At 43.4% G+C, this 24,509-nt stretch carries 23 protein-coding genes; 18 read left to right on the top strand and 5 right to left on the bottom strand.

Going from position 1 to position 24,509, the window contains the following annotated elements; genetic code table 11:
- Positions 1–121: 121 nt before the first annotated feature.
- On the bottom strand, positions 122–442 hold the full coding sequence (locus ACOMA8_RS10550) for a hypothetical protein (RefSeq protein ID WP_161899767.1): 321 nt from the start codon (positions 440–442) through the stop codon (positions 122–124).
- Between the two features lie 84 nt (positions 443–526).
- Between ACOMA8_RS10550 and ACOMA8_RS10545 the strand changes: the two genes are divergently transcribed.
- Complete coding sequence (locus tag ACOMA8_RS10545; protein WP_421370619.1) at positions 527–1,678, top strand: VanZ family protein; 1,152 nt, start codon at positions 527–529, stop codon at positions 1,676–1,678.
- 58 nt (positions 1,679–1,736) lie between these two features.
- Entirely contained in the window at positions 1,737–3,086 is a 1,350-nt protein-coding gene (locus ACOMA8_RS10540; RefSeq protein ID WP_421370616.1) for a DEAD/DEAH box helicase, read from the top strand.
- A 188-nt stretch (positions 3,087–3,274) separates the two neighbouring features.
- On the opposite strand, the gene ACOMA8_RS10535 is transcribed toward ACOMA8_RS10540, so the two are convergent.
- Positions 3,275–3,718, bottom strand: a complete 444-nt coding sequence (locus ACOMA8_RS10535) for a GNAT family N-acetyltransferase (protein WP_421370614.1) — start codon at positions 3,716–3,718, stop codon at positions 3,275–3,277.
- A gap of 70 nt (positions 3,719–3,788) precedes the next feature.
- Here ACOMA8_RS10535 and ACOMA8_RS10530 point away from each other — a divergent pair, with 70 nt between their 5' ends.
- The 5 genes from ACOMA8_RS10530 (at position 3,789) to cls (ending at position 11,423) form a co-directional block, all read left to right on the top strand.
- Positions 3,789–4,841, top strand: coding sequence for a DUF7278 family profilin-like fold-containing protein (locus ACOMA8_RS10530; protein ID WP_421370612.1), 1,053 nt, complete (start codon positions 3,789–3,791; stop codon positions 4,839–4,841).
- Between the two features lie 18 nt (positions 4,842–4,859).
- A complete protein-coding gene (locus ACOMA8_RS10525) occupies positions 4,860–5,360 on the top strand; it encodes an NUDIX hydrolase (protein WP_421370610.1) in 501 nt (166 codons plus the stop codon).
- 321 nt (positions 5,361–5,681) lie between these two features.
- The gene (alaS, locus tag ACOMA8_RS10520; protein ID WP_421370608.1) at positions 5,682–8,321 is read left to right on the top strand and encodes an alanine--tRNA ligase; all 2,640 of its coding nucleotides are present in this window, start codon (positions 5,682–5,684) and stop codon (positions 8,319–8,321) included.
- A gap of 408 nt (positions 8,322–8,729) precedes the next feature.
- Positions 8,730–9,884, top strand: coding sequence for a cation diffusion facilitator family transporter (locus ACOMA8_RS10515; RefSeq protein WP_421370606.1), 1,155 nt, complete (start codon positions 8,730–8,732; stop codon positions 9,882–9,884).
- A gap of 63 nt (positions 9,885–9,947) precedes the next feature.
- Positions 9,948–11,423: a cardiolipin synthase gene (cls, locus tag ACOMA8_RS10510; protein ID WP_161899775.1), complete on the top strand. Its 1,476-nt coding sequence runs from the start codon at positions 9,948–9,950 to the stop codon at positions 11,421–11,423.
- Here cls and ACOMA8_RS10505 read toward each other — a convergent pair.
- On the bottom strand, positions 11,409–11,825 hold the full coding sequence (locus tag ACOMA8_RS10505; protein ID WP_421370604.1) for a ribonuclease HI family protein: 417 nt from the start codon (positions 11,823–11,825) through the stop codon (positions 11,409–11,411). The two genes, cls and ACOMA8_RS10505, sit on opposite strands and share 15 nt — an antisense overlap.
- Positions 11,826–11,920: 95 nt before the next feature.
- Between ACOMA8_RS10505 and ACOMA8_RS10500 the strand changes: the two genes are divergently transcribed.
- Both ACOMA8_RS10500 and ACOMA8_RS10495 read left to right on the top strand, forming a co-directional pair.
- Positions 11,921–12,343 carry an EbsA family protein gene (locus ACOMA8_RS10500; RefSeq protein WP_421370603.1) on the top strand — a complete coding sequence of 141 codons (423 nt, stop codon included), beginning with the start codon at positions 11,921–11,923 and terminating at the stop codon, positions 12,341–12,343.
- Positions 12,344–12,478: 135 nt separating this feature from the next.
- A complete protein-coding gene (locus ACOMA8_RS10495) occupies positions 12,479–13,252 on the top strand; it encodes a MurR/RpiR family transcriptional regulator (RefSeq protein ID WP_161899778.1) in 774 nt (257 codons plus the stop codon).
- A gap of 109 nt (positions 13,253–13,361) precedes the next feature.
- Here ACOMA8_RS10495 and ACOMA8_RS10490 read toward each other — a convergent pair whose 3' ends face one another.
- Together ACOMA8_RS10490 and ACOMA8_RS10485 are read right to left on the bottom strand one after the other, a co-directional pair.
- The gene (locus ACOMA8_RS10490; RefSeq protein ID WP_161899779.1) at positions 13,362–14,696 is read right to left on the bottom strand and encodes a PTS sugar transporter subunit IIC; all 1,335 of its coding nucleotides are present in this window, start codon (positions 14,694–14,696) and stop codon (positions 13,362–13,364) included.
- Entirely contained in the window at positions 14,693–16,054 is a 1,362-nt protein-coding gene (locus tag ACOMA8_RS10485; protein ID WP_161899780.1) for a glycoside hydrolase family 1 protein, read from the bottom strand. The genes ACOMA8_RS10490 and ACOMA8_RS10485 overlap by 4 nt, the downstream gene beginning before the upstream one ends.
- Positions 16,055–16,363: 309 nt before the next feature.
- Between ACOMA8_RS10485 and ACOMA8_RS10480 the strand changes: the two genes are divergently transcribed.
- The 9 genes from ACOMA8_RS10480 (at position 16,364) to ACOMA8_RS10440 (ending at position 24,475) form a co-directional block, all read left to right on the top strand.
- Positions 16,364–18,034: a formate--tetrahydrofolate ligase gene (locus ACOMA8_RS10480; protein WP_161899781.1), complete on the top strand. Its 1,671-nt coding sequence runs from the start codon at positions 16,364–16,366 to the stop codon at positions 18,032–18,034.
- A gap of 202 nt (positions 18,035–18,236) precedes the next feature.
- Positions 18,237–18,563 carry a MazG nucleotide pyrophosphohydrolase domain-containing protein gene (locus tag ACOMA8_RS10475; protein WP_421370600.1) on the top strand — a complete coding sequence of 109 codons (327 nt, stop codon included), beginning with the start codon at positions 18,237–18,239 and terminating at the stop codon, positions 18,561–18,563.
- A 314-nt stretch (positions 18,564–18,877) separates the two neighbouring features.
- On the top strand, positions 18,878–19,267 hold the full coding sequence (locus ACOMA8_RS10470) for a hypothetical protein (RefSeq protein WP_421370598.1): 390 nt from the start codon (positions 18,878–18,880) through the stop codon (positions 19,265–19,267).
- A 33-nt stretch (positions 19,268–19,300) separates the two neighbouring features.
- Complete coding sequence (locus ACOMA8_RS10465) at positions 19,301–19,993, top strand: CBS domain-containing protein (protein ID WP_421370596.1); 693 nt, start codon at positions 19,301–19,303, stop codon at positions 19,991–19,993.
- 51 nt (positions 19,994–20,044) lie between these two features.
- A complete protein-coding gene (lspA, locus tag ACOMA8_RS10460) occupies positions 20,045–20,509 on the top strand; it encodes a signal peptidase II (protein WP_420022086.1) in 465 nt (154 codons plus the stop codon).
- Positions 20,506–21,414 (top strand): RluA family pseudouridine synthase, encoded by a 909-nt coding sequence (locus ACOMA8_RS10455; RefSeq protein ID WP_421370594.1) that lies wholly within the window; start codon positions 20,506–20,508, stop codon positions 21,412–21,414. Before lspA ends, ACOMA8_RS10455 begins: the two co-directional genes overlap by 4 nt.
- A 254-nt stretch (positions 21,415–21,668) precedes the next feature.
- The gene (pyrR, locus tag ACOMA8_RS10450; RefSeq protein ID WP_161899787.1) at positions 21,669–22,202 is read left to right on the top strand and encodes a bifunctional pyr operon transcriptional regulator/uracil phosphoribosyltransferase PyrR; all 534 of its coding nucleotides are present in this window, start codon (positions 21,669–21,671) and stop codon (positions 22,200–22,202) included.
- A gap of 12 nt (positions 22,203–22,214) precedes the next feature.
- Positions 22,215–23,492, top strand: a complete 1,278-nt coding sequence (gene uraA / locus ACOMA8_RS10445; protein ID WP_272927973.1) for a uracil permease — start codon at positions 22,215–22,217, stop codon at positions 23,490–23,492.
- A gap of 50 nt (positions 23,493–23,542) precedes the next feature.
- Complete coding sequence (locus ACOMA8_RS10440) at positions 23,543–24,475, top strand: aspartate carbamoyltransferase catalytic subunit (protein WP_161899789.1); 933 nt, start codon at positions 23,543–23,545, stop codon at positions 24,473–24,475.
- The last annotated feature ends 34 nt before the right edge of the window (positions 24,476–24,509 follow it).

Here is a 24,509-nt window from a genome sequence, read left to right as displayed (position 1 = left end):
GGCGGAGATTTTTTCCGTGACAGCTTTTTTCTTATTTAACTTCAGACAAAAAAACGGATCGTAGTGAGCATATTCCCACCTGATCCGATAAATAATAAAACGTTTCGTGTAGCTGGTTTTTCTAATTGGCGCGGCTACCTTTGATCCGCCGATACCCACGAAATATATTAACTGCCGCAAGCAGGAGCCCAACCGCCAGTCCGATAAATAAGGTCCACAAAGGATACGCAAGCTGCTGCTCCAAAGCCATCTCGCCGATACGAGCGCGTTCATGATAGGCATACTGAAGAATTTGGAAGCAAAAGGCTGCCATGAATCCTGAGATGATAAAAAGTGCAAATCCCAGATAGGTGATTTTGGTTTTTTTGCGGACAATGGCAAAAATGCCGTACAAGATTAACAAGCCACAGGGTACACCGAAGGCAAAATATGGATTTAACATCGTATTCTTTGGCACCTCCTTTTATTTATGATACTGTATTTTCAGCAAAATGAAAAATATCTTAGCATTTGGAGGCAGAGTGTTATGCAGGCATATTTAGGACCCTTGAAGACAGCAATGCTGGTTTTTCCCTTTCTAGCATTGTTCATCTCCGCGTTTTTTTTCGTTCATGAATACAGAAAGTATGGCCGTTTTTTGGTAGCGCGAGGGATTATTATGTATTCCTTTGTGTTTTATCTGTTGTGTGCCTACCTCTTGGTGATTTTGCCACTGCCACCGATTGCGGAAGTTGCAAAGATGACAGGGCCAACTATGGAACTAAATCTAGGCGCTTCTTGGCAGCATTTTATTCAACAGACCGTGCTGGATATCAGAAATCCCGCGACTTATTTGCCCGCGATGAAGCAAAATGTATTTCTCGAACCCCTCTTTAATATTCTTTTGTTAGTACCCTTTGGCGTTTATCTGCGTTATTTCTTTAATATCAGCTGGTATAAGACCATGTTGGCTGCATTTTTACTCTCGCTATTTTTCGAACTTACCCAACTGACGGGACTTTATTTTATTTATCCACGTTCCTATCGACTATTTGATGTGAATGACCTGTTGCATAATACCCTCGGTGGTATGATTGGCTTTTGGATCGAACCAGTGCTGACGTTTCTTTTGCCCAGTCGAACTCAATTGGATGAAGAAGCCTATGAAAAAGGCCGCGATGTGACACTTGTTCGGCGCTTGGCAGCCTTTTTAATCGACTGGGGGTTCATTACTTTTGCCAGTATCCTCATTGAAATTGTCGCGCGATTAGTAACGGGAAACTACAAGTTGGATTTTGTCGATTCTGCTTGGTGGTATTTATTAACAGTTTTTGGCTATTTTATGTTGCTACCGACAGCAACGAACGGCAAGACACCGGGAAAAGCGCTGGTAAAAATCCGTATCGCAGAAAACGGACATGAGAAAATCAGTTTTTGGGCATTGTTCAAACGCTACGGAATCCTGTACTTTTTCTATGGGGGATACAGTCATCTGTTGCAAGCGGTACTGCCGCTGATCCGCAGTGACAATCACTTTTTGACAGCCATCAGTAGTGGACTTTCCTTGGTAGGGCTGCTTTTATCCGGAGGGTTTGCCGTCACTATTGGCTGGTCTTTTATCACTCGCAAGCGCATCTTGTTTTATGAGCGTTCCAGTCATACTTACACAGTTAGTACCGTGGCGGCCAAAGAAAGTTAGAAAAGCGGCGATAAGTGTGCTATAATCGCAAAGATCGTAAAGAAAGAAGGTGGAACAAATGACCTTTGATGCATTTGAATTCAAACCATTTATAAAAAACGCACTTGAGGATCTGAGATTTCAACAACCGACAGAAGTCCAGGAACGTCTGATTCCTTTGATCCAAAAGGGTAAGAGTGTAGTAGGCCAATCTCAGACAGGAACCGGTAAGACCCACACATTTTTACTCCCATTGATGGATCGGATTGATCCAAAAAAAGATGAAGTTCAAGTAGTGGTGACCGCCCCCAGTCGTGAACTTGCGACACAGATTTATCAAGCAGCACGGCAAATTGCCGGCTTTTCTGATCCTGAGATTCGTGTGACTAATTTCGTCGGCGGCACGGATAAACAGCGCCAGTTGAGTCGCTTAAAAAACCAGCAGCCACATCTTGTGATTGGCACACCTGGACGGATTTTAGACATGATTAATGAGCAGGCACTGGATGTGCATACCGCGCAAGCCTTTGTAGTGGATGAAGCGGATATGACATTAGATATGGGATTTTTGACGGAAGTTGATCAGATTGCCGGTCGTTTGCCGGAACGTCTGCAGATTCTTGTATTCTCAGCGACCATTCCTGAAAAATTACGGCCTTTCCTACGTAAATATTTGCAAAATCCCATCATTGAAGAAATCAAGCCGAAAGCTGTTATCTCAGAAACAATCGAAAACTGGCTGATCTCTACAAAAGGGCGCAAACCAGAGCAGCAGATTTACAAATTGCTGACTATCGGACATCCCTATCTGGCGATTGTATTTGCGAATACAAAACAGCGAGTGGATGAAATCACTGATTATTTGAAGAACCAGGGCTTAAAAGTAGCGAAAATTCATGGAGACATTTCTCCTCGGGAACGCAAGCGAGTAATGCGTCAGGTTCAGAACATGGATTACCAATATGTCGTAGCGACGGATTTGGCTGCACGAGGAATCGATATTGAGGGCGTCTCCCATGTGATCAATGCCGAACTACCAGAAGATCTGGAGTTTTTCATCCATCGCGTGGGACGGACTGGGCGTAACGGTCTTCCAGGTACTGCAATTACGCTGTACGACCCTTCAGATGAACAGGCGATTATCTCTTTGGAAAAAATCGGCGTCGCCTTTGAACCCAAAGAGATCAAAGATGGCGAAATAGTTGACAGCTATGATCGTAACCGCCGGAAAAAACGTGAAAAATCACGAGATGAGTTGGATCCGACCCTGATTGGTCTGGTGAAAAAGAAAAAGAAAAAAATTAAACCAGGTTATAAGAAGAAGATTCAACGAGCAGTACAAGACAGCAATCGTCAAAAAAGAAAAGTCGAACGTCGCCAAGAGCAGCGTTCTGCGAGAAAACACAAGAAAAACTCAAATAAAGGCTAAGCATTACCTTCAAAAAAAGACCTTGATTGCCGTTTTGGCAGCTCAAGGTTTTTTTTGAATGTTTTTTGGCCAGCAAAAAGGAGGCTGTTAAAAACTGGGCGTTTTTTAAAAGACGAGTAGAAACCGTTGTGTCATAAGTATCGCTAAAAGGCAGGCACTTTTTGCTGAAGGAAAAGCTGGAAGGAGAACTATTCATTCAGCGATTTTTTCATTTGGATGCAGGCAATCCCGTCTTCTTGAAAAACATCACCAAAGGCAATATAGCCCAGCTTTCGATAAAAATCTGTAGCAGTAATTTCAGCAGTAAGGCAGCTTTCAAGATACCCCTCGTGGCGAGCTTGTTTTTCGAAATGCAGCAACAAACGGCGACCGATTCCTTGACCTCTGTAATCTTTTAAGACACAAAAGCGATCAGGTTGGATACAGTTTTTTCGAGTAGGATGCGGCTGGTAGCGAATGGTGGCAAGTGGCGTTTGATTGAAGAAAGTGACAAAGAAGTTTTGCTGGTCGGTATCCAATGAGTCAAACTCCAAATCAGCAGGGATTTGCTGTTCTTTGACGAAGACTTCATACCGTAGATAAAAGGCCGCTGCTCTGAGGTACACCTCATTTCCAAAAACGATCCTTTCCATAGAAATTCCCCTCCTTCGTGTTATACTGAATGATAGCAGATTCAACATGTAGACAAAAGGGGAAGAGGACATGAATTTACTGGAAATGATGGAATGGAGCAACTGGAAAAATCTTACCGATGAAACAAAGCAGCAGGTATTGGGAAAGGTCTTGATGTATTTTGTTAGTCCATTGAAATTAGTCACGAATATCCAGTTGCGGGATTTTGAACTGGCAGGTGTTAAGTGTCGCAGCTTTGAACTGGAAATCGATGGTGATCCTTTTGTCTTTATACCCGGGAATGCCGAAGCAATCCTTGGCTGGGAACTTGGCGTCCAAGGACTGGCAACAGCTGTCTGGGCCAAACCTTTTCCAGAAGAATTGTCATTAAAAACACAACAGCTGATCAAGGAATATGGCTTGAAGACCGCCGATGAATGGGATCATTTCATTGACCTGCATACCACACCTTTGCGAAAGGCTGCTATTCCACCGATGCTGGTTGAAAAATACTCAGTTCCTTTTGGTAGTCGTTATATTGGTTCTTTGGACACAATTACGGGTGAATTTTCTGGTGACGTAGACGAATTTTCTGCAGTAGAAGCTTCTGTACGGGAACTTTTTTTGCCCCCTACCTCTTTTGAAGAAAGTCTAAGTAAGACGCTGCCGGAACGTCTGGAAGTAAATGAAAACTGGTATATTGAACTTTCTCAGGAGCTGGACTGTTATTATGTTTTCAAACGCTTTGCCAGTGATCAGGAAACTTTGAAAAAGAGTATCAGAAAAGGTGGTTTTCAGCTATTGAATGAAGATCAGTGGGAGTACGCTGTCGGTGCTGGGACAAGAAGACTGTTTCGCTGGGGCAACGATTTGGATACCGACGACTCTTACTGGGGGCGCCAAGTCCGCCGTTATCTGAAAATGCCGAATATGTTTGGTCTGTATATAGATGATCGGCTGAATCGTTATGAAATCACTGAGAATTCAGTTTTAAAATTAGATAAATGGGAACAAACCGGAATTACGTTGTTAGACTTTTTGCCAATGGCTAGTTATTATCGTGCGCCTCGTCTGCTGGAGCCCTCAGAAAGCCTATCAGTTTTAGACTTTTCCTATCGCCGCGGCATCATTATCGCTAAATGACATGGAGGTGGAAGCATCATGACTAAGCCAAATACGCTCCAGCTATCGACTCATATCCAGGCGGCAGCTGGAATTGTTTTAAATGAACAAGGAGAACTTCTTTTAGTAAAAACCCACCGACATGGCTGGGTGATGCCTGGAGGAATAGTAGAAGAAGGGGAGACTGTCTTAGAAGGACTTCAACGAGAAATAAGAGAAGAAACCGGTATCTTAGCTGACGTCGAAGTGCTGTACTGCTTGTCTTCCAATGTCTCCAGCCATCCAGGATACAACGGTGTAAAAAGAGTTCCCACTAAGGTTATTTCAGATTTTATCTGTCGTTACCGTTCTGGTCTTCCCCGTCCGTCAGCTGAAAACAGTCAGACAGCATGGATGTCTTTAGAAAAAGCCCAAGAACAGATTATGGCAGAGCCTTTCAAATCCCGTTTTGAATGCTATTTGGCTTATCAAGGGCGGCCATTTTACCTAGCTTACGAGACGGTACCTGAGTTTCAATTGCTGGCAAAGCAGTTGATTTGATCATTGGTAGCAAAGAATGACCGCATTTTTAGTCATTGACAAAAAGCAGCTGGTCTTCTATACTTTACGAGAATCACAAAGGACATGGCTTATGGATCGTTTCTTACAGAAAGCTCTCGATGCTGAGAAGAGAGTAGAATCACCAGCGGTTGCTCCCTTTGGATGAGATTTTGGTGGAAACATCAACGCTGACTCCGCGTTAACGAGTTTAAGAGGTAATGTTTGACAGCATTGCAACTGGGGTGGTACCGCGCGAAGACGTCCCCGGCTTGCAGTGGTGTCTTTTTTTGCCTAATAAAAGAAAAAGAGGGATCTGACATCATGAAACAATTATCAAGTGCACAAGTTCGTCAAATGTTTTTGGACTTCTTCAAATCAAAAGGCCACTCAATAGAACCCAGCGCTTCTTTAGTGCCGGTCAATGACCCGACACTGCTATGGATCAACTCCGGTGTAGCGACCTTGAAAAAATACTTTGACGGTTCTGTTGTTCCGGAAAATCCACGGATTACCAACGCCCAAAAATCAATTCGAACCAATGATATCGAAAATGTTGGGAAAACTGCGCGCCACCATACGATGTTTGAAATGTTGGGGAATTTTTCTATTGGCGATTACTTTAAAAAAGAAGCCATTCACTGGGCGTGGGAATTTTTGACTGCACCAGAATGGATGGCCTTTGATCCGGAAAAACTTTATGTGACAGTTTATCCAAAAGACGTTGAAGCTAAGCGTATCTGGGCTGAAGAAGTAGGCTTGTCTTCTGATCATATCGTGGAAGTTGAAGACAATTTCTGGGATATCGGTGCAGGACCATGTGGACCGGACTCTGAGATTTTTTACGATCGAGGCGTAGAGTTCAATGACCTGCCTGCGGGAGATCCAGAAGATTATCCTGGCGGGGAAAATGAACGCTATTTAGAAATCTGGAATCTGGTGTTCTCTGAATTCAACCATCAACCAGATGGTAGTTATGAACCATTACCACATAAAAACATTGATACTGGGATGGGTCTGGAACGGATGGTTTCTATCGTTCAAGATGCACCAACAAACTTTGAGACCGACCTGTTCATGCCCATCATCAAAAAAGTAGAAGAGCTCAGCGGAAAATTCCAATATGGCGATGCACCGCAGACAGATATTTCCTTCAAAGTAATTGCTGATCACATTCGAGCTTTGGCATTTGCCATTGGCGATGGAGCTTTGCCGTCAAATGAAGGCCGCGGTTATGTATTGCGCCGACTATTGCGTCGGGCAGTTATGCATGGGAAAAAGCTGGGAATCGATACCGCCTTTTTGTATCAACTGGTTCCTGTGGTGGGTCATATCATGGAAAGTTATTATCCGGAAGTCTTAAACCAACAAGACTTTATCGAAAAAGTTGTTCGCAATGAAGAAGAACGCTTCCATGAAACCATTAACGAAGGCTTGGAAATCCTGACAGAAGTAATTGCCAAAGTGAAAGCAGAAAATGGCGCCATCCTTTCAGGAGCCGATATTTTCAAATTGTATGACACCTATGGCTTCCCAGTTGAATTGACAGAAGAAGTCGCTGAGGATGAAGGCTTGAAAGTGGATCATGCAGGGTTTGAAAAAGAAATGGATGCCCAACGTGAACGGGCTCGGGCAGCTCGCAGCACGGAACTTTCGATGGGGGTACAATCTGCATTATTGACAGACATTAAAGTCGACAGCCGTTTTGTAGGCTATGACCAAGAAGAAGCACAAAGCGAGCTTTTGGTCATTATCAAAGACGATGAGTTAGTGAGCGCCGCTTCTGAGGGAAAAGTTCAACTGATTTTTGCTGAAACACCTTTCTATGCGGAAATGGGTGGGCAAGTTGCAGATACAGGTATGGTTGCAGATGCTGACGGGAATTTCGTAGCAGAAGTTTATGATGTTCAAAAAGCACCGAATGGGCAGTTCCTTCATAAAGCAGCATTGAAGGGTGTACTTAAAGAAGGAGAACGCTACTTCTTACAAGTCAACGCAGCTCGTCGAAACCGTATCGTGAAAAATCATACCGCTACCCATCTTTTGCACAAAGCGCTGAAGGAAGTCTTGGGTAATCACGCCAATCAAGCTGGTTCTTTAGTTGCACCGGGGCATTTGCGTTTTGACTTCACTCATTTTGGTCAAGTCACCGCTGATGAACTGAAGGAAATGGAAGCTATCGTCAACCGTAAAATCTGGGAAGCTGTTCCAGTTGTAACGATTGAAACGGACATCGATACTGCCAAAGAAATGGGCGCTATGGCGTTGTTCGGCGAGAAATACGGACATGATGTCAGAGTGGTAAACGTTGGTGACTGGTCGATTGAGTTGTGTGGTGGGACCCACGTTAAAAATACCGAAGACATCGGAATTTTCAAGATTGTTGCTGAATCAGGGATCGGTGCCGGCGTACGACGAATCGAAGCAGTTACTAGCAAAGAAGCCTATGAGTTGTTCCACGAAGAAGAAAAACAACTCAAAGCCATCGCGCAAATCGTAAAATCGCCTCAGATCAAGGAAGTTGTCGCAAAAACTGAGCAACTGCAGCAACAATTGCGGGAATTACAAAAAGAAAATGAAGCATTGGCCTCAAAACTCGCGAACCAACAAGCAGGTGACATCTTCAACAATATCCAAAAAGCTGGAGATATCAGCTACGTTGCAGCCAAAGTTCAAGTAAAAGACATGAATCAACTGCGACAGCTTGCTGACCAATGGAAACAAAAAGCCGTTTCTGATGTTTTGGTCTTGGCTACTGCCTCTGAAGGAAAAGTCAATTTACTGGCAGCCATGAGTCCTCAGGCAAACGAACAAGGGCTTAAAGCCGGAGACCTTATCAAGGCCATTGCGCCTCTTGTAGGTGGTGGCGGCGGTGGCCGTCCAGACATGGCACAAGCCGGCGGAAAAAAACCAGCTGGGATCGACGATGCTTTGGCAGAAGTTGCCAATTGGTTGAACAAATAAGCCAGGACAGTCGATTGGCTATCTAAAAGGGTCAGTGCTTGAAATTTTGACAATGAAAAGCCAAGTTCCTTCCATGGTTCTTTAATGGAAGGGACTTGGCTTTTGTTTTTGCTTGTGGCTTACGTTTGGTAGTGTTCGCTTCGGAGAACGGTAGCAGGAGATAGTCACAGCTCGTTTTCAGTTGGGCAGGTCATCAGATGCAAGACTCCTGCGATTTTTAGTGAGGTAACTGAAAACAACGAAGAGAAGGCCCAAGACTAATCACAAACTGATAAATAATCTCAGTAAATGACTGGCATCAATCTTGATAAAAAACAGCCTTTCGCGTTACAATAGTTGAAGACTATTTTCCGACACTTTTTACTAATCCTAAGGTAAACTGCCGGATTCCATGAAGGAGCGCTCTCCATGATTCGTTTTCTAATTCGAAAATTTGCAGCACAAGATACTCCGGAGAAACGCAGGACGGGTATCGGACGTTTGGCGGGTATTTTAGGATTTCTCTCCAATGCCATACTCTTTATCGGCAAATTTGCAATTGGTTTAGCTGCCGGATCAGTATCCATTATGGCCGATGCTATCAATTCCTTGACAGATACTGCAAGTTCCATACTGACATTAGTGGGCTTTCAAATTGCAGCTAAGCCGGCTGACAAAGAACATCCTTTTGGCCATGAACGTTTTGAATACATCTCTGGCTTCTTGATTAGTTTGGTGATGACTTTTGTCGGATTCCAATTCTTATTGTCCTCATTTGAAAAAATTCGCCATCCACAAAGTGTGAAACTTCATCTGATTGTCTTTTTAGTGTTGATTCTTTCCATTCTGATAAAAGTCTGGCAGAGTCGTATGTATCGGACATTAGGCAGTACGATTCAGTCATCTACTCTAAAAGCTACTGGACAAGATGCCTTAAACGATGTATTGACGACTGTCGCAGTGTTGCTTTCTGCAGTAATCGAAGGCGTGACCGGCTGGCGAGTGGATGGTTGGATTGGGTTTTTGATTGCTTGTTACATTATTTATAGCGGAATCACGATGGTCAAAAGTTTTATCGATGAACTGATGGGAAGCCGCCCTACGCAAGAAGAACTGACCGCTATGGAGAAGATGTTGAAGGGCTATCCTGATATTTTAGGCTATCACGATCTATTGGTGCACAATTATGGTCCCCAAAAGAAGTTTGCTTCTGTTCACATTGAAGTCGATGATCGATGGACATTAAATCAAGCCCACGATGTCATTAACCACATTGAAAAAGACTTTCGCAACCAATTGGATGTGGAGTTGGTGTGTCATTTGGATCCAGTGGCACTGCAAAACGACGCCTATCAGAAACAGCGGGCTCTGGTAGAAGCCATTGTGATCAATGTTGCACCCGGGTTGACAATGCACGATTTCAGGATTCTCAGCCCACAGCGCATGAGCTTTGATGTGGTGGTTCCCAAAAAATGTCCTCTGACAGATCAGGAGCTCAAAGAAACACTTCAATTCAAGATACAACAACAGCTAGGGGAGCAAAAACTCGAGATCACTTTTGATCACACCTATCTTTTGGATTAAACAGCAGCACGACGGCCACTGCAGAATAAGGCTGCCGACAGATGCAAAAAGGAGAACAACTATATGCATTTTCAAATGGATATCAGCTTGATCAATACCGTCGTTTACGGTGTGATTTTGATCAATACAATCGGTGCCATCATCACCGTATTTCGCAAACCACGGTCCATCACCAGTATCTTAGCCTGGCTGATGACGCTGGTCTTTTTACCGATTGTCGGCTTTATTTTCTACCTGTTTTGTGGACGAGGGATCGATGGAGAAACAGTCTACAAATTCGACAATGAGGACCGAAAAAAAATTGGTGAAATCAACACTCGCATCCACGAGCACAACCGCCAATACCATCGCAGTGTAAAAACATCCGGTTCTCAATTGCTGGAGCGCTACCTTCGAAATGTGGAAGAGTCGCCTTTATCAAAGGGAAACGATATTCAGCTGTACACAGACGGTCACGAAAAATTTGCTGCCTTGTTTGCGGATATCCGTAAAGCCACAGACAATGTGCATGTGGAATATTATGCCTTTTTTCCAGACAAAATTGGCACGGCCTTTCGAGATATTTTAGTGGAAAAAGCCAAAGAAGGGGTCGAGGTACGTGTCATCTATGATCCCTGGGGCGCACGGGGATCTGATCGAAAGTTTTTCCAACCAATCGTTGATGCTGGTGGTCGTGTGACCCGCTTTATTACCTCACGAGATTTGATTCGGAAGACGAGATTGAACTATCACCTTCATCGAAAAATTGTTGTGATTGATGGTCAAATCGGTTGGACCGGGGGCTTCAATGTAGGGGATCAATATTTAGGGGAATACAAACGCTTCGGCTATTGGCGAGATACCCATGCCAGAATCTCTGGTACGGCGGTTTTTACATTGCAAGAAATCTTCATCAAAGACTGGAATGCCTCGGTCTCTGGCAAAACCAATCAGCTAGCCTATGAGGATCGCTATTTTATCGAGCCTGCAGGAGACATTGGCAATGTAGCGATGCAAATCGTCTCAGACGGCCCGGAAAATGGAGTCGACATCTTAAAAAGCGCTTTTGTAAAAATGCTCTTAGCTGCCGAAGAAAAGGTTTGGATTCAAACCCCCTACTTAATTCCAGACGATACTATGACAAATGCCATTCTTATTGCTCAACAATCCGGTGTTGATGTTCGGATCATGGTTCCTTCTATGCCAGACCATCCTTTCATTTACCGTGCTACACAATATTATTGCAATTTTTTCAAAAAAAATGGGGTTAAAATTTACCACTACCAAAAAGACGGCAAGGGCTTTTTGCATTCCAAAACTATCGTGATGGATGATACTATCTGTTCGGTGGGCTCGACTAACCAGGATATCCGCAGCTATTCACTGAATTTTGAAGTCAGCGCCTTTATCTATGATCAGCCGACAACGCTGGAAATGCAGCGAATCTTTTTAAAAGATATGGAAGATTGTTTTGAATTGACAGATGAAATGATCGAAAATCAGAGCTATTGGTTACGCTTCAAGCAAAATTTTTCTCGTTTGCTGTCACCAATTCTGTAATTTAAGGGCCTTTTTCAAGCCTTGACGGGCTAAATTGTCGGCGCCTTTATTGTTTGCTTCTGGAAGCCACTGCAAAATCAAAAGCTCAAACGCAACCAGTTTTTGTTGAATTAACTCTAAATAGGGAAGAAAATCAGTGTTTGCAGTATGGTTTTTATCAACCGTACTCACGAGTACCTTGCTGTCGGAATAAACCATAATCGTCTCATGTTGACTTTTTTCTTGGAGCAAGAGATCAAGCAAATTGACAAAAACAGCAAATTCCGCTTGGTGATTTGATAGTTTTCCGGGAAGAGCGAAGGCAAGTTGACGTTGGTGACCAGTATTATCAATCAGGAGGATGCCACCTCCAGCACTTCCGGGATTGCCTTTGACAGAGGCATCAATATACGCTTTAATCATGAAATAATTTCCTTTCTGAGAGGGACTGTGATAGAATTTTTACTAGTGTTGGCAGGGTATGTTGTACCTGTAAACAAGGGTGGAAGGGATGAACCATGAAAGAAAAACGTTACCACTGGCAACCTGAACTGGCTGCTTCGATCATCTATTGGTCGGTGACTATGATCATTTTGTTTTACAGCCTAACATTATCATTGGAAAATACCGGTCCTTATTGGAAAAGTAATTTAGTGATGGGATTTTTTCTTTTTTTAGCTGTGATTGGCTGTCGGCGAGTCATGTATTTTGCCGAAGATCGGTTGATTGTTCACTATGCTCGCCCTTGGAAGACAAAAGCCTTTCTTTTTTCAGATATTACGCAATTAACGGTTAATCCAAATGGTATCTCATTTCACTATGAGGGAAAAGAAGAATCATTTATTTTTCGAAAAAAGACACTCGCTCGATTAAAGCTTGAACTGTACAGCCGTTTTCCCGAAGAAACAATCACCATTATTGATGAAATTGAGCTTAGGTAAAATGCATTATCGTATTTTTTGCAATTCACTGATTTACCTCGTCTGTTAATGTCACAGGTTAAATGCACCCGTAACATATCTTTTCATAAAAGAGACAGGCTTGGTTTTCCATCAACTGCAGGCAAGGAGAAAAAAATGCCGTTTTTTGATAATCAGGACACCAAAAACTTTTCCAGTACTGATCTGGTCATTTACAACTATATCTTAAATCATTACCAAGACATTCCGCAAATGCGTGTGCGGGAAATTGCCCATGAAGCACATGCCTCAGCAACGTCTGTCATGCGCTTTGTCCGTAAGATGGGCTTTGACAGCTTCCCGGAATTTCAATCAGCATTACGAGTCAAAATTGAAGAAGGCGAGCGACGAGAAGCCGATGATTTCTGGAAAAGAGCTGCTCAGTCTGTTGAAAAAAGAACTTACGCCGCCGATTTGGATGAAAACATCCATATTTTGGCTGAAAAAGTACTGGCCAGCGACAATATCGTACTAATCGGAATTGGTATTTCGGGTATTTTGTGTGAATACGGTGCTCGCCGGTTAGCAACCCTGGGCTTTAACAGCTTCTCAGTTACTGATCCTTATTATCCGTTGCGTCCAAGGCTGATCAACACGACAGACAATCTGATCATCACCATTTCTAATTCTGGTGAGACCCCGGATGTAGTAGACATGGTAGCCTATTATCAGCCTTTGTTAGATTTTGAGCGTGTCTGCATCACCGGAAATGGCAATAGTACATTGGCTCGAATCAGCAACATAGTTTTAACCCATCAAGCACCTGAACCACGGAAATATGGTCTTTTTGATAATAGCAGTCAAATCCCTACAATGTTGATCTTGGAAAAATTATTGGAGGAAATCAGTAATCATCCCGATCTTTTTAAGTATCAATCAATTGATCGTTAAAAAAGACAAAATAAACAAGAGCTTCTCTTTTCGGTACGCAGATGACTGAAAAGAGAAGCTCTTGTTTTATTTAATTTATTGCCGATATCTCACAAAATGGCAGGCAGATTTATTCAGGGCTAGCTTGCTTTTCGGCTGCTAGTTCGCGACTATCTGCGACTTTGAAAAATGGATACCACAGTCCGATGATTACCACCATGATAATCACGGCAATTAAGAGGAACTTCCAGCCGCCAATCAAGAAAGCAAAAATCGGTGTCGGAGTCGTCCAAGGCATCTGAACCGCGGCATTGTAAGAATCCACTTTCAATAGTGTTGCCAAAAGATAGGCCAGGCCACCTTGAATTGCTGGACCGAATACCATTGGGAAAAAGTACAAAGGATTGAGCATGATTGGTGTTCCGAATACTAGTGGTTCGTTGATATTGAACAATGATGGAGCTAATGCCAAACGGAATAACTGTTTGTAGCGTGCCGATCGAGCTCGCCACATAGAAAAGATCAGTCCATAAGTGCCACCTTGTCCGCCAAATGCATTGGAAGTGAAGGCATATACAACAGCCATCATTAAGTAAGGAACCGGTTTTCCACTGAGATAGGCATTGACGTTTTCATTAAAGTTTGCCAGCAGTAATGGTGTGACGACACTGTAAACGACAGTCGGATGAATCCCGAAAAACCAGAACAAGTTGGCCAATGTATAGATAATGATGATTGAAACTGGTGAAGCCGTTAATGATTGCAAAGGGGCTTGCAGTAATCCATAGACCAAACTGAAGACATCGTTAAATGGTGTGTAACTCATAAGAATACGAATGATTAAAAAGAGACCGAAGATGATGCCGGCAATAAAAGTAGGTGCCAAAGATTCACTGACATTTGGTGGTACAGAGGCAGGCATTTTGATAACCAAGTTACGTTTTTTCAAAAAGTGATACAAAGAGGCCGTGATAAAGCCGACAAAAATCGCAACAATCAGCCCTGGACCACCAGTTTGGGCCGTTTGGAAAGATTCGACATAGTTTATTCCAGTCACGGTTGCTGCGCCAGGGAACTCAGCAACTGCCGTTTCCAATTGAGGAACGGAAATAATTTGAGGAGCTAAAAGTAAAAACGATGCAGCCGATAACAAACCGGGAGATAAAGGAGCATCTCCGACTTTTTCAGCATAGCAATAGGCGATGTTGAAGGCGATGTAGATTGCCAAAGCATTCAAAGTAGCACCAACAACCGCATTAAAATGGACATTTAGACCCACAGAAGCTAACCAATTGGTCCAAGCTGGGATCGGAAAATTACCAATCAGCATGATAAAGGCAGCACCTAATGTAATAGGGGTCGTTCGGATAAACGCATTAGTCAAAGTGGAAAAAAAGATACTTTGGTTCATCTTGTTAGCAATTGGTCCCAGAATATTGTTCAGTATTTTTTCAAAATTTTTCACAATTGGACGCCTCCATTTTTTATTACTTGTTGATACCAGTAAAAGCTGTCTTTTTTGTAACGTTTTAAATCCAGTAGCAGTTCATCAGTGCGATGAACATAGATAAATCCATATCGTTTGGCGATTCCCTCGTGAGTACTAATAAGATCAAGTGCGCTCCAAGGACAATAACCGAACACATCAGCGCCTTCTTTTATTGCTATTTGAAGAACTTCAATATGGGCTGCTAAATAGTCAATTCGATACTGATCGTGGATCTGACCATCAATCAGCTCATCTTTACTCCCGAGACCGTTTTCAGTAACAATCAAAGGAAGGTGGTAGCGACTATAGAGTTCATTGATCGTTGTAGCAAACCCCAGTGGATCGACTTCCCAGCCAAACTCAGTGATGGCTAGGTGGGGATTAGGAGTGCTTTTAAAAAATCCAGGCAGGCCAAACCCTGTCTGCTGGTCCCCCTCTAAGATTTCCTGGCCGTCATAAGCAGAGACAGTATTCGTATTGTAGTAATTAAAAGCAATGAAGTCTGGCTTACCGCCTTGTAAGATCTCTTCATCACCTGGTGCAAATTCAGGGACGGCATCAAGGCTTTCTAAAATATGCCAGGCCTGATGATTGTAGTGTCCAAAGACCGGGACGTCCAGAAAGAGCCAGTTGCGCAAAGCATTAAACTGCTGTGCAGCCCGTATATCTAAAGGATCTGAGGAAGCTGGGTTGACGTAAGCAATGTTAGGTGCCGGGCCGATTTTTCCTGGATAGTGTTGATCATGGTAATGTTTCATGACCAATGCTTGTGCAATTAACATGTGATGATTTTCTTGATAATTGGCTTTCAGGCTCTTTTTTCCAGAGAGAACTGCTGAGCTTGCTAAAACCATCATATTCTGTTCATTGATCGTCAGCCAATAGTTTACGCGAGTACCGAAATGTTCAAACAAAATATCGCAATAGCGGACAAAGGCGTTAACAGTTGCTCTATTTTGCCAGCCACCTTCCTTTTCTAACTTCGCTGGGAGGTCAAAATGATAAACCGTCACAATCGGCTCGATGCCATTGGCAATCAACAGATCAATCAAGCGATCGTAAAAAGCGAGTCCCAACTGATTTACTTCGCCGTCACCCGTCGGAATGATCCTTGACCAAGAAATCGAGAAGCGATAGGCAGTCAATCCCAGTTCTTTAAACAATGCGACGTCTTCTTCAAAACGATGGTAGTGGTCTGCTGCAACTTTGAAATCACTGGTTCCAGCGGGAATTGTTTTGATATCTTGAACAGAGAGTCCTTTCCCATCCTCGTTCCATGCCCCTTCTGCTTGGTAGGCACTTGTCGAAGCTCCCCATAGAAAATCATGTTCCATAAGAATTCTCCTTTACATTTTTTTGTAACAGTAGTTGTTGACGAACTTACTTTAACGGATAGAGCCAGCAAAAGAAAGCGTTTGCTATGAGTCTGGTACGGTGGAACAGAAGTGGTTTCTCGTTTCTGGTTTGGTACAAGTTATACCATAGAGGAAAGAAAGCGAACGATTAAAAGCTTTGTGAAAAAAAAGAGGGAAAAGCGGTGGTTTTTTATTTCTCTTCGTTATAAGATAGATATAACTTAACAAAAGAACTAAGATAGCAAATATTGTTCGGGAAAAAGATGAAAAACTAAAGGAGTAGGGAAGATGACGACAGACATAGAGATTGCACAACAAGCGCAAATTCGACCGATTACCGAAATAGCAGCCAAAGTCGGGCTATCTCCGGATGATTTGGAATTATACGGCAATTATAAAGCAAAAATTGATATGGCCAAGATCCGTGAATTGGCAGCTGTACCGGAAGGAAAACTAATTCTGGTGACTTCCATCAATCCAACCCCTGCCGGAGAAGGAAAATCCACAATTACAATCGGGTTGGCGGACGCCTTGAACAAGATTGGTAAAAAGACTGTGATTGCGCTGCGAGAACCTTCTTTAGGGCCGGTAATGGGAATTAAAGGGGGCGCAACTGGTGGCGGCTATGCACAAGTTCTACCCATGGAAGATATCAACCTGCATTTTACCGGTGACATGCATGCCATCACTACCGCTAACAACGCCTTGTCTGCTTTATTGGACAACCATATCCAACAAGGAAACGAACTGAAGATTGATCCTCGTCGTATCATTTGGAAACGAGTAGTGGACTTGAACGATCGGGCGTTACGAAATGTTATCGTCGGACTGGGTGGCCCAATTCAAGGGGTGCCAAGAGAAGATGGCTTTGATATCACTGTTGCCAGCGAGATCATGGCAATTTTGTGCTTAGCAACGGATATTGAAAATTTGAAAGAACGCTTGGGCAATATCGTTATTGCCTACACTTATCAACGTGAACCAGTTTACGTTCGCGACCTCAAAATTGAAGGCGCATTGGCTTTGTTGTTAAAAGATGCAATCAAACCTAATCTTGTACAAACAATTGAAGGAACCCCGGCATTTGTTCACGGGGGGCCATTTGCCAATATCGCTCATGGATGTAACTCTATTATGGCTTCCAAATTAGCACTGAAACTAGGAGATTATGCCGTGACAGAGGCCGGTTTTGGCGCTGATCTGGGGGCCGAGAAATTTTTGGATATCAAAGTACCTCATTTGGGAAAAGCGCCGGATGCAGTCGTGATTGTTGCAACCATCCGTGCCTTAAAAATGCACGGTGGCGTGGAAAAAGACCGTTTGGCTGAAGAAAATGTTCCTGCTGTTGCTAAAGGCTTTGCCAATTTGAAGCGACATATCGAAAATATGCAAAGCTACGGGTTACCGGTAGTTGTGGCAATCAATGAATTTATTACAGATACAGAAGCTGAATTTTCTCAACTGGAAGAACTTTGCGGGCAGGTTGGTGTCACGGTGAAGCGTGCTCAAGTTTGGGCCAAAGGAGGCGCAGGTGGGCAAGAGTTAGCTGAAGCAGTCGTGGCTGCAATTGAAGACGATAGTGCTGCTTATCACCGTTTATATGACGACTCCCTCAGTATTGCTGAAAAGGTTACAGCCATCGTGGAAAAAATCTATCACGGTCAAAATGTCATTTTTGAAAAGAAGGCAGCGACACAACTGAAAACATTCGCAAAAGAGGGCTGGGACAAACTCCCAATCTGTATGGCGAAAACGCAGTATTCTTTTTCTGACGATCCGACCAAGCTGGGAGCTCCGGAAGATTTTACCGTGTCCATTCGTGAATTTGTACCAAAACTCGGCGCTGGCTTTTTAGTGGCTTTGACAGGAGATGTCATGACGATGCCAGGATTACCGAAAAAACCAGCTGCGTTGAACATGGACGTGGACGAAAATGGCAATGCAGTCGGTCTATTCTGATTTTTAAACGAAAATACTTTGGTTGATAAAGTCTTATTATTTTCCAATTGAGGCTTGAAATCTCCCAACAAGAAATAGTAGTAAAAAAGCGAGCAACTAGCTGAAAGTCAAGTTAGTTGTTCGCTTATTCGTTTCATTTTTTAAGGTTCATTCTCCGCTGCATGGTACAATGTAAACTAAGAAATCGTAAAAGAGGGGTAGTATGCACAAACTAACTGTCGCACAACTGCAAAAATACTTAGAACTGAAATACAAAGATACCGGCATCACAGAAAGTCTCTTCATGAAACTAGTTGAAGAGATTGGGGAAGTAGCGGAAGTTCTTAACCAAATCCAAGGCCGAAAAAAGAAAACAACTGACAACTCCCTGGCAAATGAATTGGCTGACGTCATTCATTACACTTTTGCAATTGCAGCTCTCAATGGCATTGACTTGGAACAAGCGATTATTGAAAAAGACAAAGCAGGCTCCCTCAAATACAATCAAACCCCCAACCTTTTTGAATTTGTCCAAAATAACGAGGAATAATGTCAGTTAAAAGGAGCGGGGTCTGCATTTGTTCAAACGGGAGTCACTTTGCTGAAGAAAAGATTACTACATGATCACCGTTTTTTTGAATGTAGGCCATTTTTTGGAACAGATTGTCCAGGATACAATTTCTTCTAGAAAATGGCAGCTATTTCTACCCATGATCAAGCAAACTGTTTCAATAATTCTGGTTATCCTAGATTAGAAGAAAAGCGACTTGTATTTTATCGAGCCTTCGGGGATAATAAGAAAGGTTCCCAACTGCGTGAGACTGCAATCAATAATAATGAAGGAAAAGAAACGAGGTGGTGCAGATGGGATTGAAACTTTCTCGAAAAACCGGATTTTACGGCATGGGTAGTGGTTTTCGTGTGACAATTAACGGCAGGCCTCAAGGCAGCATTGGTAATGAGGAAACAAAAGTGTATGAACTGCCGGAAGATCAAGCTACCGGCACGGTACAAATCAGTTTTTCGCTATTAAAGAGTAAGCCCTACTATTATGATTTGAGAAAAAAGCCACAACTACATCTTGAAGTGACAATGAATCCTTCTGTTGTATTGGTTTATCTCTTTTTATTTGTCCTTTTACTGGTTGCCACTCAAAACTTGCTCTTGCTAGCCGGGGGATTAGTGGCCTTTGTCATTTTTCTGACGGTTATGCTGAGGCAGGCTTTTTTGATTAAAGAAGCTTCTGAGAATTAAAGCAACTTACAAATCATTAATGGAGGAATCGCTATGGGAGAACGCGCAGAACAATTTCTATCAAGTTTTAATCGAATCGAAAAATGGTTGCGAGATGAACTAGGCAATCCGCGAAATATAGGCTTTAGTGAGATGGTCAGACGATTGGATAAACAGCGTAACCCGGCGATCACAGAAGCAGCCGATGATTTACTGCAAATGGCGCAACTGCGTAATGCAATTGTACACGAACAGGTAGGTGAGAATTTCGTTATCGCTGAGCCCAACGAATGGGCAGTCAAGCGCATGGCTGAAATCGAAGGCCAACTGTTAAAGCCAGAAAAAGTTTTGCCTCGGTTTGGCAAGCGGGTCACTGGGTTTGAGATCACGCTGTCTATTACTGAGATATTGCGGACGATTGCAGAAAAACGCTATTCTCAATTCCCCCTTTATCAACAAGGGCACTTTAAAGGCCTTATTACGTTACGAGCGTTAGGTTATTGGTTTGCTAAAGAAAGTCTAAAAGGCGATGTTCGTTTACAAGGTCGGACTGCGGATGAACTGATTATGTCCGACGGAAAAATCACCAATTACCGCTTTGTAAACAGTGAGATGCCGGTAGCAGAGGTTAAGGCTCTTTTTGAAAAAGAACCGATGCTGGAAGCGATTCTAATCACAAAAGATGGCGACCCCGACGGCAATTTACTAGGAATTATCCGACCGCGGGATCTGTACCAGGATAATTGACGATGCGCGGCGGTTTAAGATTTAAGTCCATCGCTTAAAGGAGAAATGAACGTGTTTATACTATCGATATTGATTGCACTGGCTATGGTTGTCATTGACCAGCTGGTAAAATGGTGGGTTGCTGGCCATTTGGCGTTGGGGGAAACGATGACCTTTATTCCTAAGGTCTTATCCTTGACCCATTACCAAAACAACGGTGCGGCTTGGAGTATTTTAGAAGGACAGATGTGGTTTTTTGCTATTGTAACCTTTATTGCGGTACCCGTCTGTTTATGGCTTTTATGGAAAAATCGCAGGGGCAGCAAATTTTATTCTCTTGGCTTAGGTTTGATTATTGCTGGCGCCTTAGGAAACTTTATCGATCGGGTGCGTCTGGGCTATGTCGTGGATATGTTCCGAACTGAATTTATCAATTTTCCGATCTTTAATGTCGCAGATATGTGTTTAACTGTTGGGGTCGCGATAGTCTTTATCTATGCGATCTTCGAAGAGCGTTTTGAAAGGAAGACTAAATGAACGAACAAATTGAAATCAAAGCTGCTGAGGATTTAGGGCGAATCGATAAACTATTAGGGAGTCGTCTGGCGGCTTACAGTCGCTCACAGGTACAAAGCTGGCTAAAAGAAAATTTAGTCATGGTCAATGGTACTCCAGTGAAAGCCAATTACAAAGTCAAAAAAGCCGACCTGATTACGATTACAGTTCCAGAACCCCAAGAACTTAAGCTAGAAGCTGAGGATCTCCCACTGGAAATCGTTTATCAAGATGAAGACGTTGCTGTTGTAAATAAGCCGCAGGGAATGGTGGTTCATCCTTCAGCTGGTCACCCAAACGGCACTTTGGTAAATGCGTTATTGTTCCACTTGAAAGATTTATCTACCATTAATGATGTCATCCGTCCGGGAATCGTGCACCGCATTGACAAAGATACCTCGGGCCTGTTGATGATTGCTAAAAATGATGCCGCCCATGAAGCACTGGCTAAACAGCTGAAAGACAAAACTTCATTGCGACGCTACATCGCGTTGGTTCACGGCAATATTCCCCATGATAAAGGGGTCATCGAAGCGCCTATTGGCCGTTCAAAAATTGATCGTAAAACACAGGCAGTGGTAGAAGAAGGAAAACCCGCTGTCACTCATTTTGAAGTATTGGAACGCTTTGGTGACTATACCTTAATCAAGTTGCAACTGGAGACGGGACGTACCCATCAGATTCGTGTGCATATGCAATACATCGGTTACCCAGTTGCTGGCGATCCGGTCTATGGTCCAAAGAAAACCCTGCAAGGCCACGGACAGTTTCTCCACGCCCAGCTACTGGGATTCACGCATCCCCGTACCGGTGAAAATATGGTCTTTGAAGCACCGTTACCGGAAATTTTCGAGAAAACATTAACCGATTTGAGAAAAAAAGATTGATTTTTTAGCAATGAACGTGTACAGTAGGCATAGTGAAAACAACATACGAGAACCTTTAATTTAGTCCTGTGAGGCTGAGAAGGATTGGGTGAGCGATGCTTGGTGCGCCAAGAGAGTTCGCAACCTGAAGACAACATGTATCCGTAAAGTAGGATGCAGGTATAACTAAGTCTGAAAACAAACCTCTTGTCCAACTGGGCAAGAGGTTTTTTATATGGTCAAAAAAAAAACAAATAATTTTCGGAGGGGACAACATGTCACAAAAAGAAGTCGTAGATGCAGTAACTATGAAACGGGCATTGACTCGTATCGCCTACGAGATCATCGAGCGCAATCGCGGGCTAGAAGATCTTGTGTTGGTAGGGATCAAAACCAGAGGAATTTATATCGCACAGCGAATTGCAGACCGCTTGGAGCAGCTGGAAGATATTAAAGTACCCGTGGGAGAGTTAGACATCACATTGTATCGCGACGATGTTAAAGGCAAAGAACTGGAAGACCCGGAAGTGCACTCATCAACAATTCCAGTGGCTTTGGAAGGAAAAGAAGTGATTGTTGTCGATGACGTTTTATATACCGGTCGCACGATTCGAGCAGCCTTAGATGCAATCATGGATTTTGGACGCCCCAATAAGATCCAGTTGGCGGTTTTAGTAGACCGAGGCCATCGAGAATTACCCATTCGAGCGGACTACGTGGGGAAAAATATTCCCACCGCGCAATCAGAAGCAATCATTGTAGAAATGGAAGAAACTGACGACCAAGACCGGATCTTGATCGAAAAATAGGAGATGGAACCTGTGGCACAAGAATTTCACAACGAAGATGTCGTATTAGATATCCATGACAAACCAAAACCGCTGCCTTGGCTGGGCTTGTCGATCCAGCACTTATTTACCATGTTCGGTGCTACCGTACTGGTACCAATCTTAGTTGGGATTGATCCCGGGATCGCTTTAGTAAGTTCTGGGCTAGGAACAATTGTCTATCTCTTTGTTACAAAAGGAAAAATTCCAGCTTATCTGGGATCCAGCTTTGCCTTTATCGCCGCAATGAAGTTGTTGATGTCAACTGATGGTTATCCAGCAATCGCACAAGGGGCAATCACTACAGGATTGGTTTACTTGATTGTAGCCTTCGTGGTAAAGAAGATTGGTGCTGCTTGGATGGACAAAATTTTGCCACCAATCGTTGTCGGTCCGGTAATTATGGTTATCGGCCTGGGGTTGGCTGCCAATGCCGCTAACAATGCCATGTTCAATGATGGCAAGTATGACTATAAATTTTTGATAGTCGCTCTGGTCACGATGGGAATCACAATTTTTTTCAATATGTTTTTAAAAGGATTTCTGGGATTAATTCCGATCTTGCTTGGAATTATCAGTGGTTACCTCTTCGCTTTGATCATGGGGATTGTGGACACTGAGCCGATTAGGCAAGCCGCTTGGTTCGCATTGCCGAACTTCGAGATTCCTTTTGTCAACTATCAGCCGAAGTTTTACTTGAGTGCGATTATTACCATGGCACCTATTGCCTTTGTCACTATGACCGAACACATCGGCCACCTGATGGTTTTAAACAAGCTCACTAAGCGAAATTTCTTTCAAGATCCAGGTTTGAATCGAACCTTGATGGGGGATGGGTTAGCACAGATTGTCGCTGGTCTGGTAGGCGGACCTCCTGTGACTAGTTACGGTGAGAACATCGGCGTGCTGGCTATTACGCGAGTCCACAGTGTCTTTGTAATTGCCGGGGCCGCAGTTCTCGCAGTGGTCTTAGGCTTTGTAGGCAAACTTAGCGCACTTATTCTAAGTATCCCTAATCCAGTGATTTCTGGTATCAGCTTCATCCTGTTCGGCGTAATCGCCGCCAGCGGACTGAAAATTTTGATTGAAAATAAAATCAATTTTGACAAAAAGAAAAATTTGATCATCGCTTCTGTAATCTTGGTGATCGGAATTGGCGGTTTGTATGTAGAAGCCGGCACCTTCACATTATCTGCAATGGCTTTGGCAACCGTCTTAGGTATCATCTTAAACTTAATTTTGCCGGAAACATCCCGCAGCGAAGAAGCTTAAAATAATTAATCGATGAAAAATCATTTCCACATTCGACAGGGGGAACCACAATGATCATCCAATCCGAACGTATCAGTTTGAAACATCTGCTAAGTATCGAGGCTCTGACAGATCAAGAAGTCATGGGCCTGATCAGACGCGGCCGTGAGTTCAAACGAGGAGCCAAATGGACACCGGAAAAAGATCAGTATTTTGCGACCAATCTCTTTTTTGAAAACAGTACACGAACTCATAAAAGTTTTGATGTTGCTGAGAAAAAACTGGGTATCGAAGTGATCGAATTTGACGCCGGACACAGTTCCGTTCAAAAAGGGGAAACGCTCTACGATACAGTACTGACCATGTCAGCTTTGGGTGTGGATGTGGCAGTAATCCGCCACGGAGATGAAGCCTATTATGATGAATTAATCGAATCAAAAACCATCCAGTGTGCCATCGTCAATGGCGGGGATGGCAGTGGCCAACATCCTTCCCAATGCTTGTTAGACCTCATGACCATCCACGAAGAGTTCGGCAGCTTTGAAGGATTAAAAGTCGCGATTGTCGGGGATATCACCCACTCGCGAGTGGCAAAATCCAATATGCAAATGCTGAAACGATTGGGAGCTGAGGTCTTCTTCTCGGGCCCGGCGGAATGGTATGACGAAAGTTTTGAAGTTTACGGTCACTACCTGCCATTGGATGAGCTGGTGGAAACAGTTGATGTCATGATGATGTTACGGGTCCAGCACGAGCGTCATGCTGACGGGGAAGATACCGGCTTTACCAAAGAAGGCTACCATCAACAATACGGCCTGACCGTCGAACGGGCAGCAAAAATGAAAAAAGGCGCAATTATCATGCACCCAGCTCCAGTGAATCGGGATGTCGAATTGGCTGATTCACTGGTAGAAGGCTTGCAGTCGCGAATCGTCCAACAGATGACTAATGGTGTCTACGTGCGGATGGCAATTTTAGAAGCGATACTTGCGGGTCGGGCGTAAGGTAAAAATTGCCCCTTTGCAGTATGCCACTCAA

It is taken from the genome of Enterococcus infantis (genome assembly GCF_049166715.1).
Classification (GTDB): Bacteria; Bacillota; Bacilli; order Lactobacillales; family Enterococcaceae; genus Enterococcus_C; species Enterococcus_C leclercqii.
The sequence above is the reverse complement of the archived record's forward strand: the minus strand, read 5'-3'. Positions and strand labels throughout refer to the sequence as shown.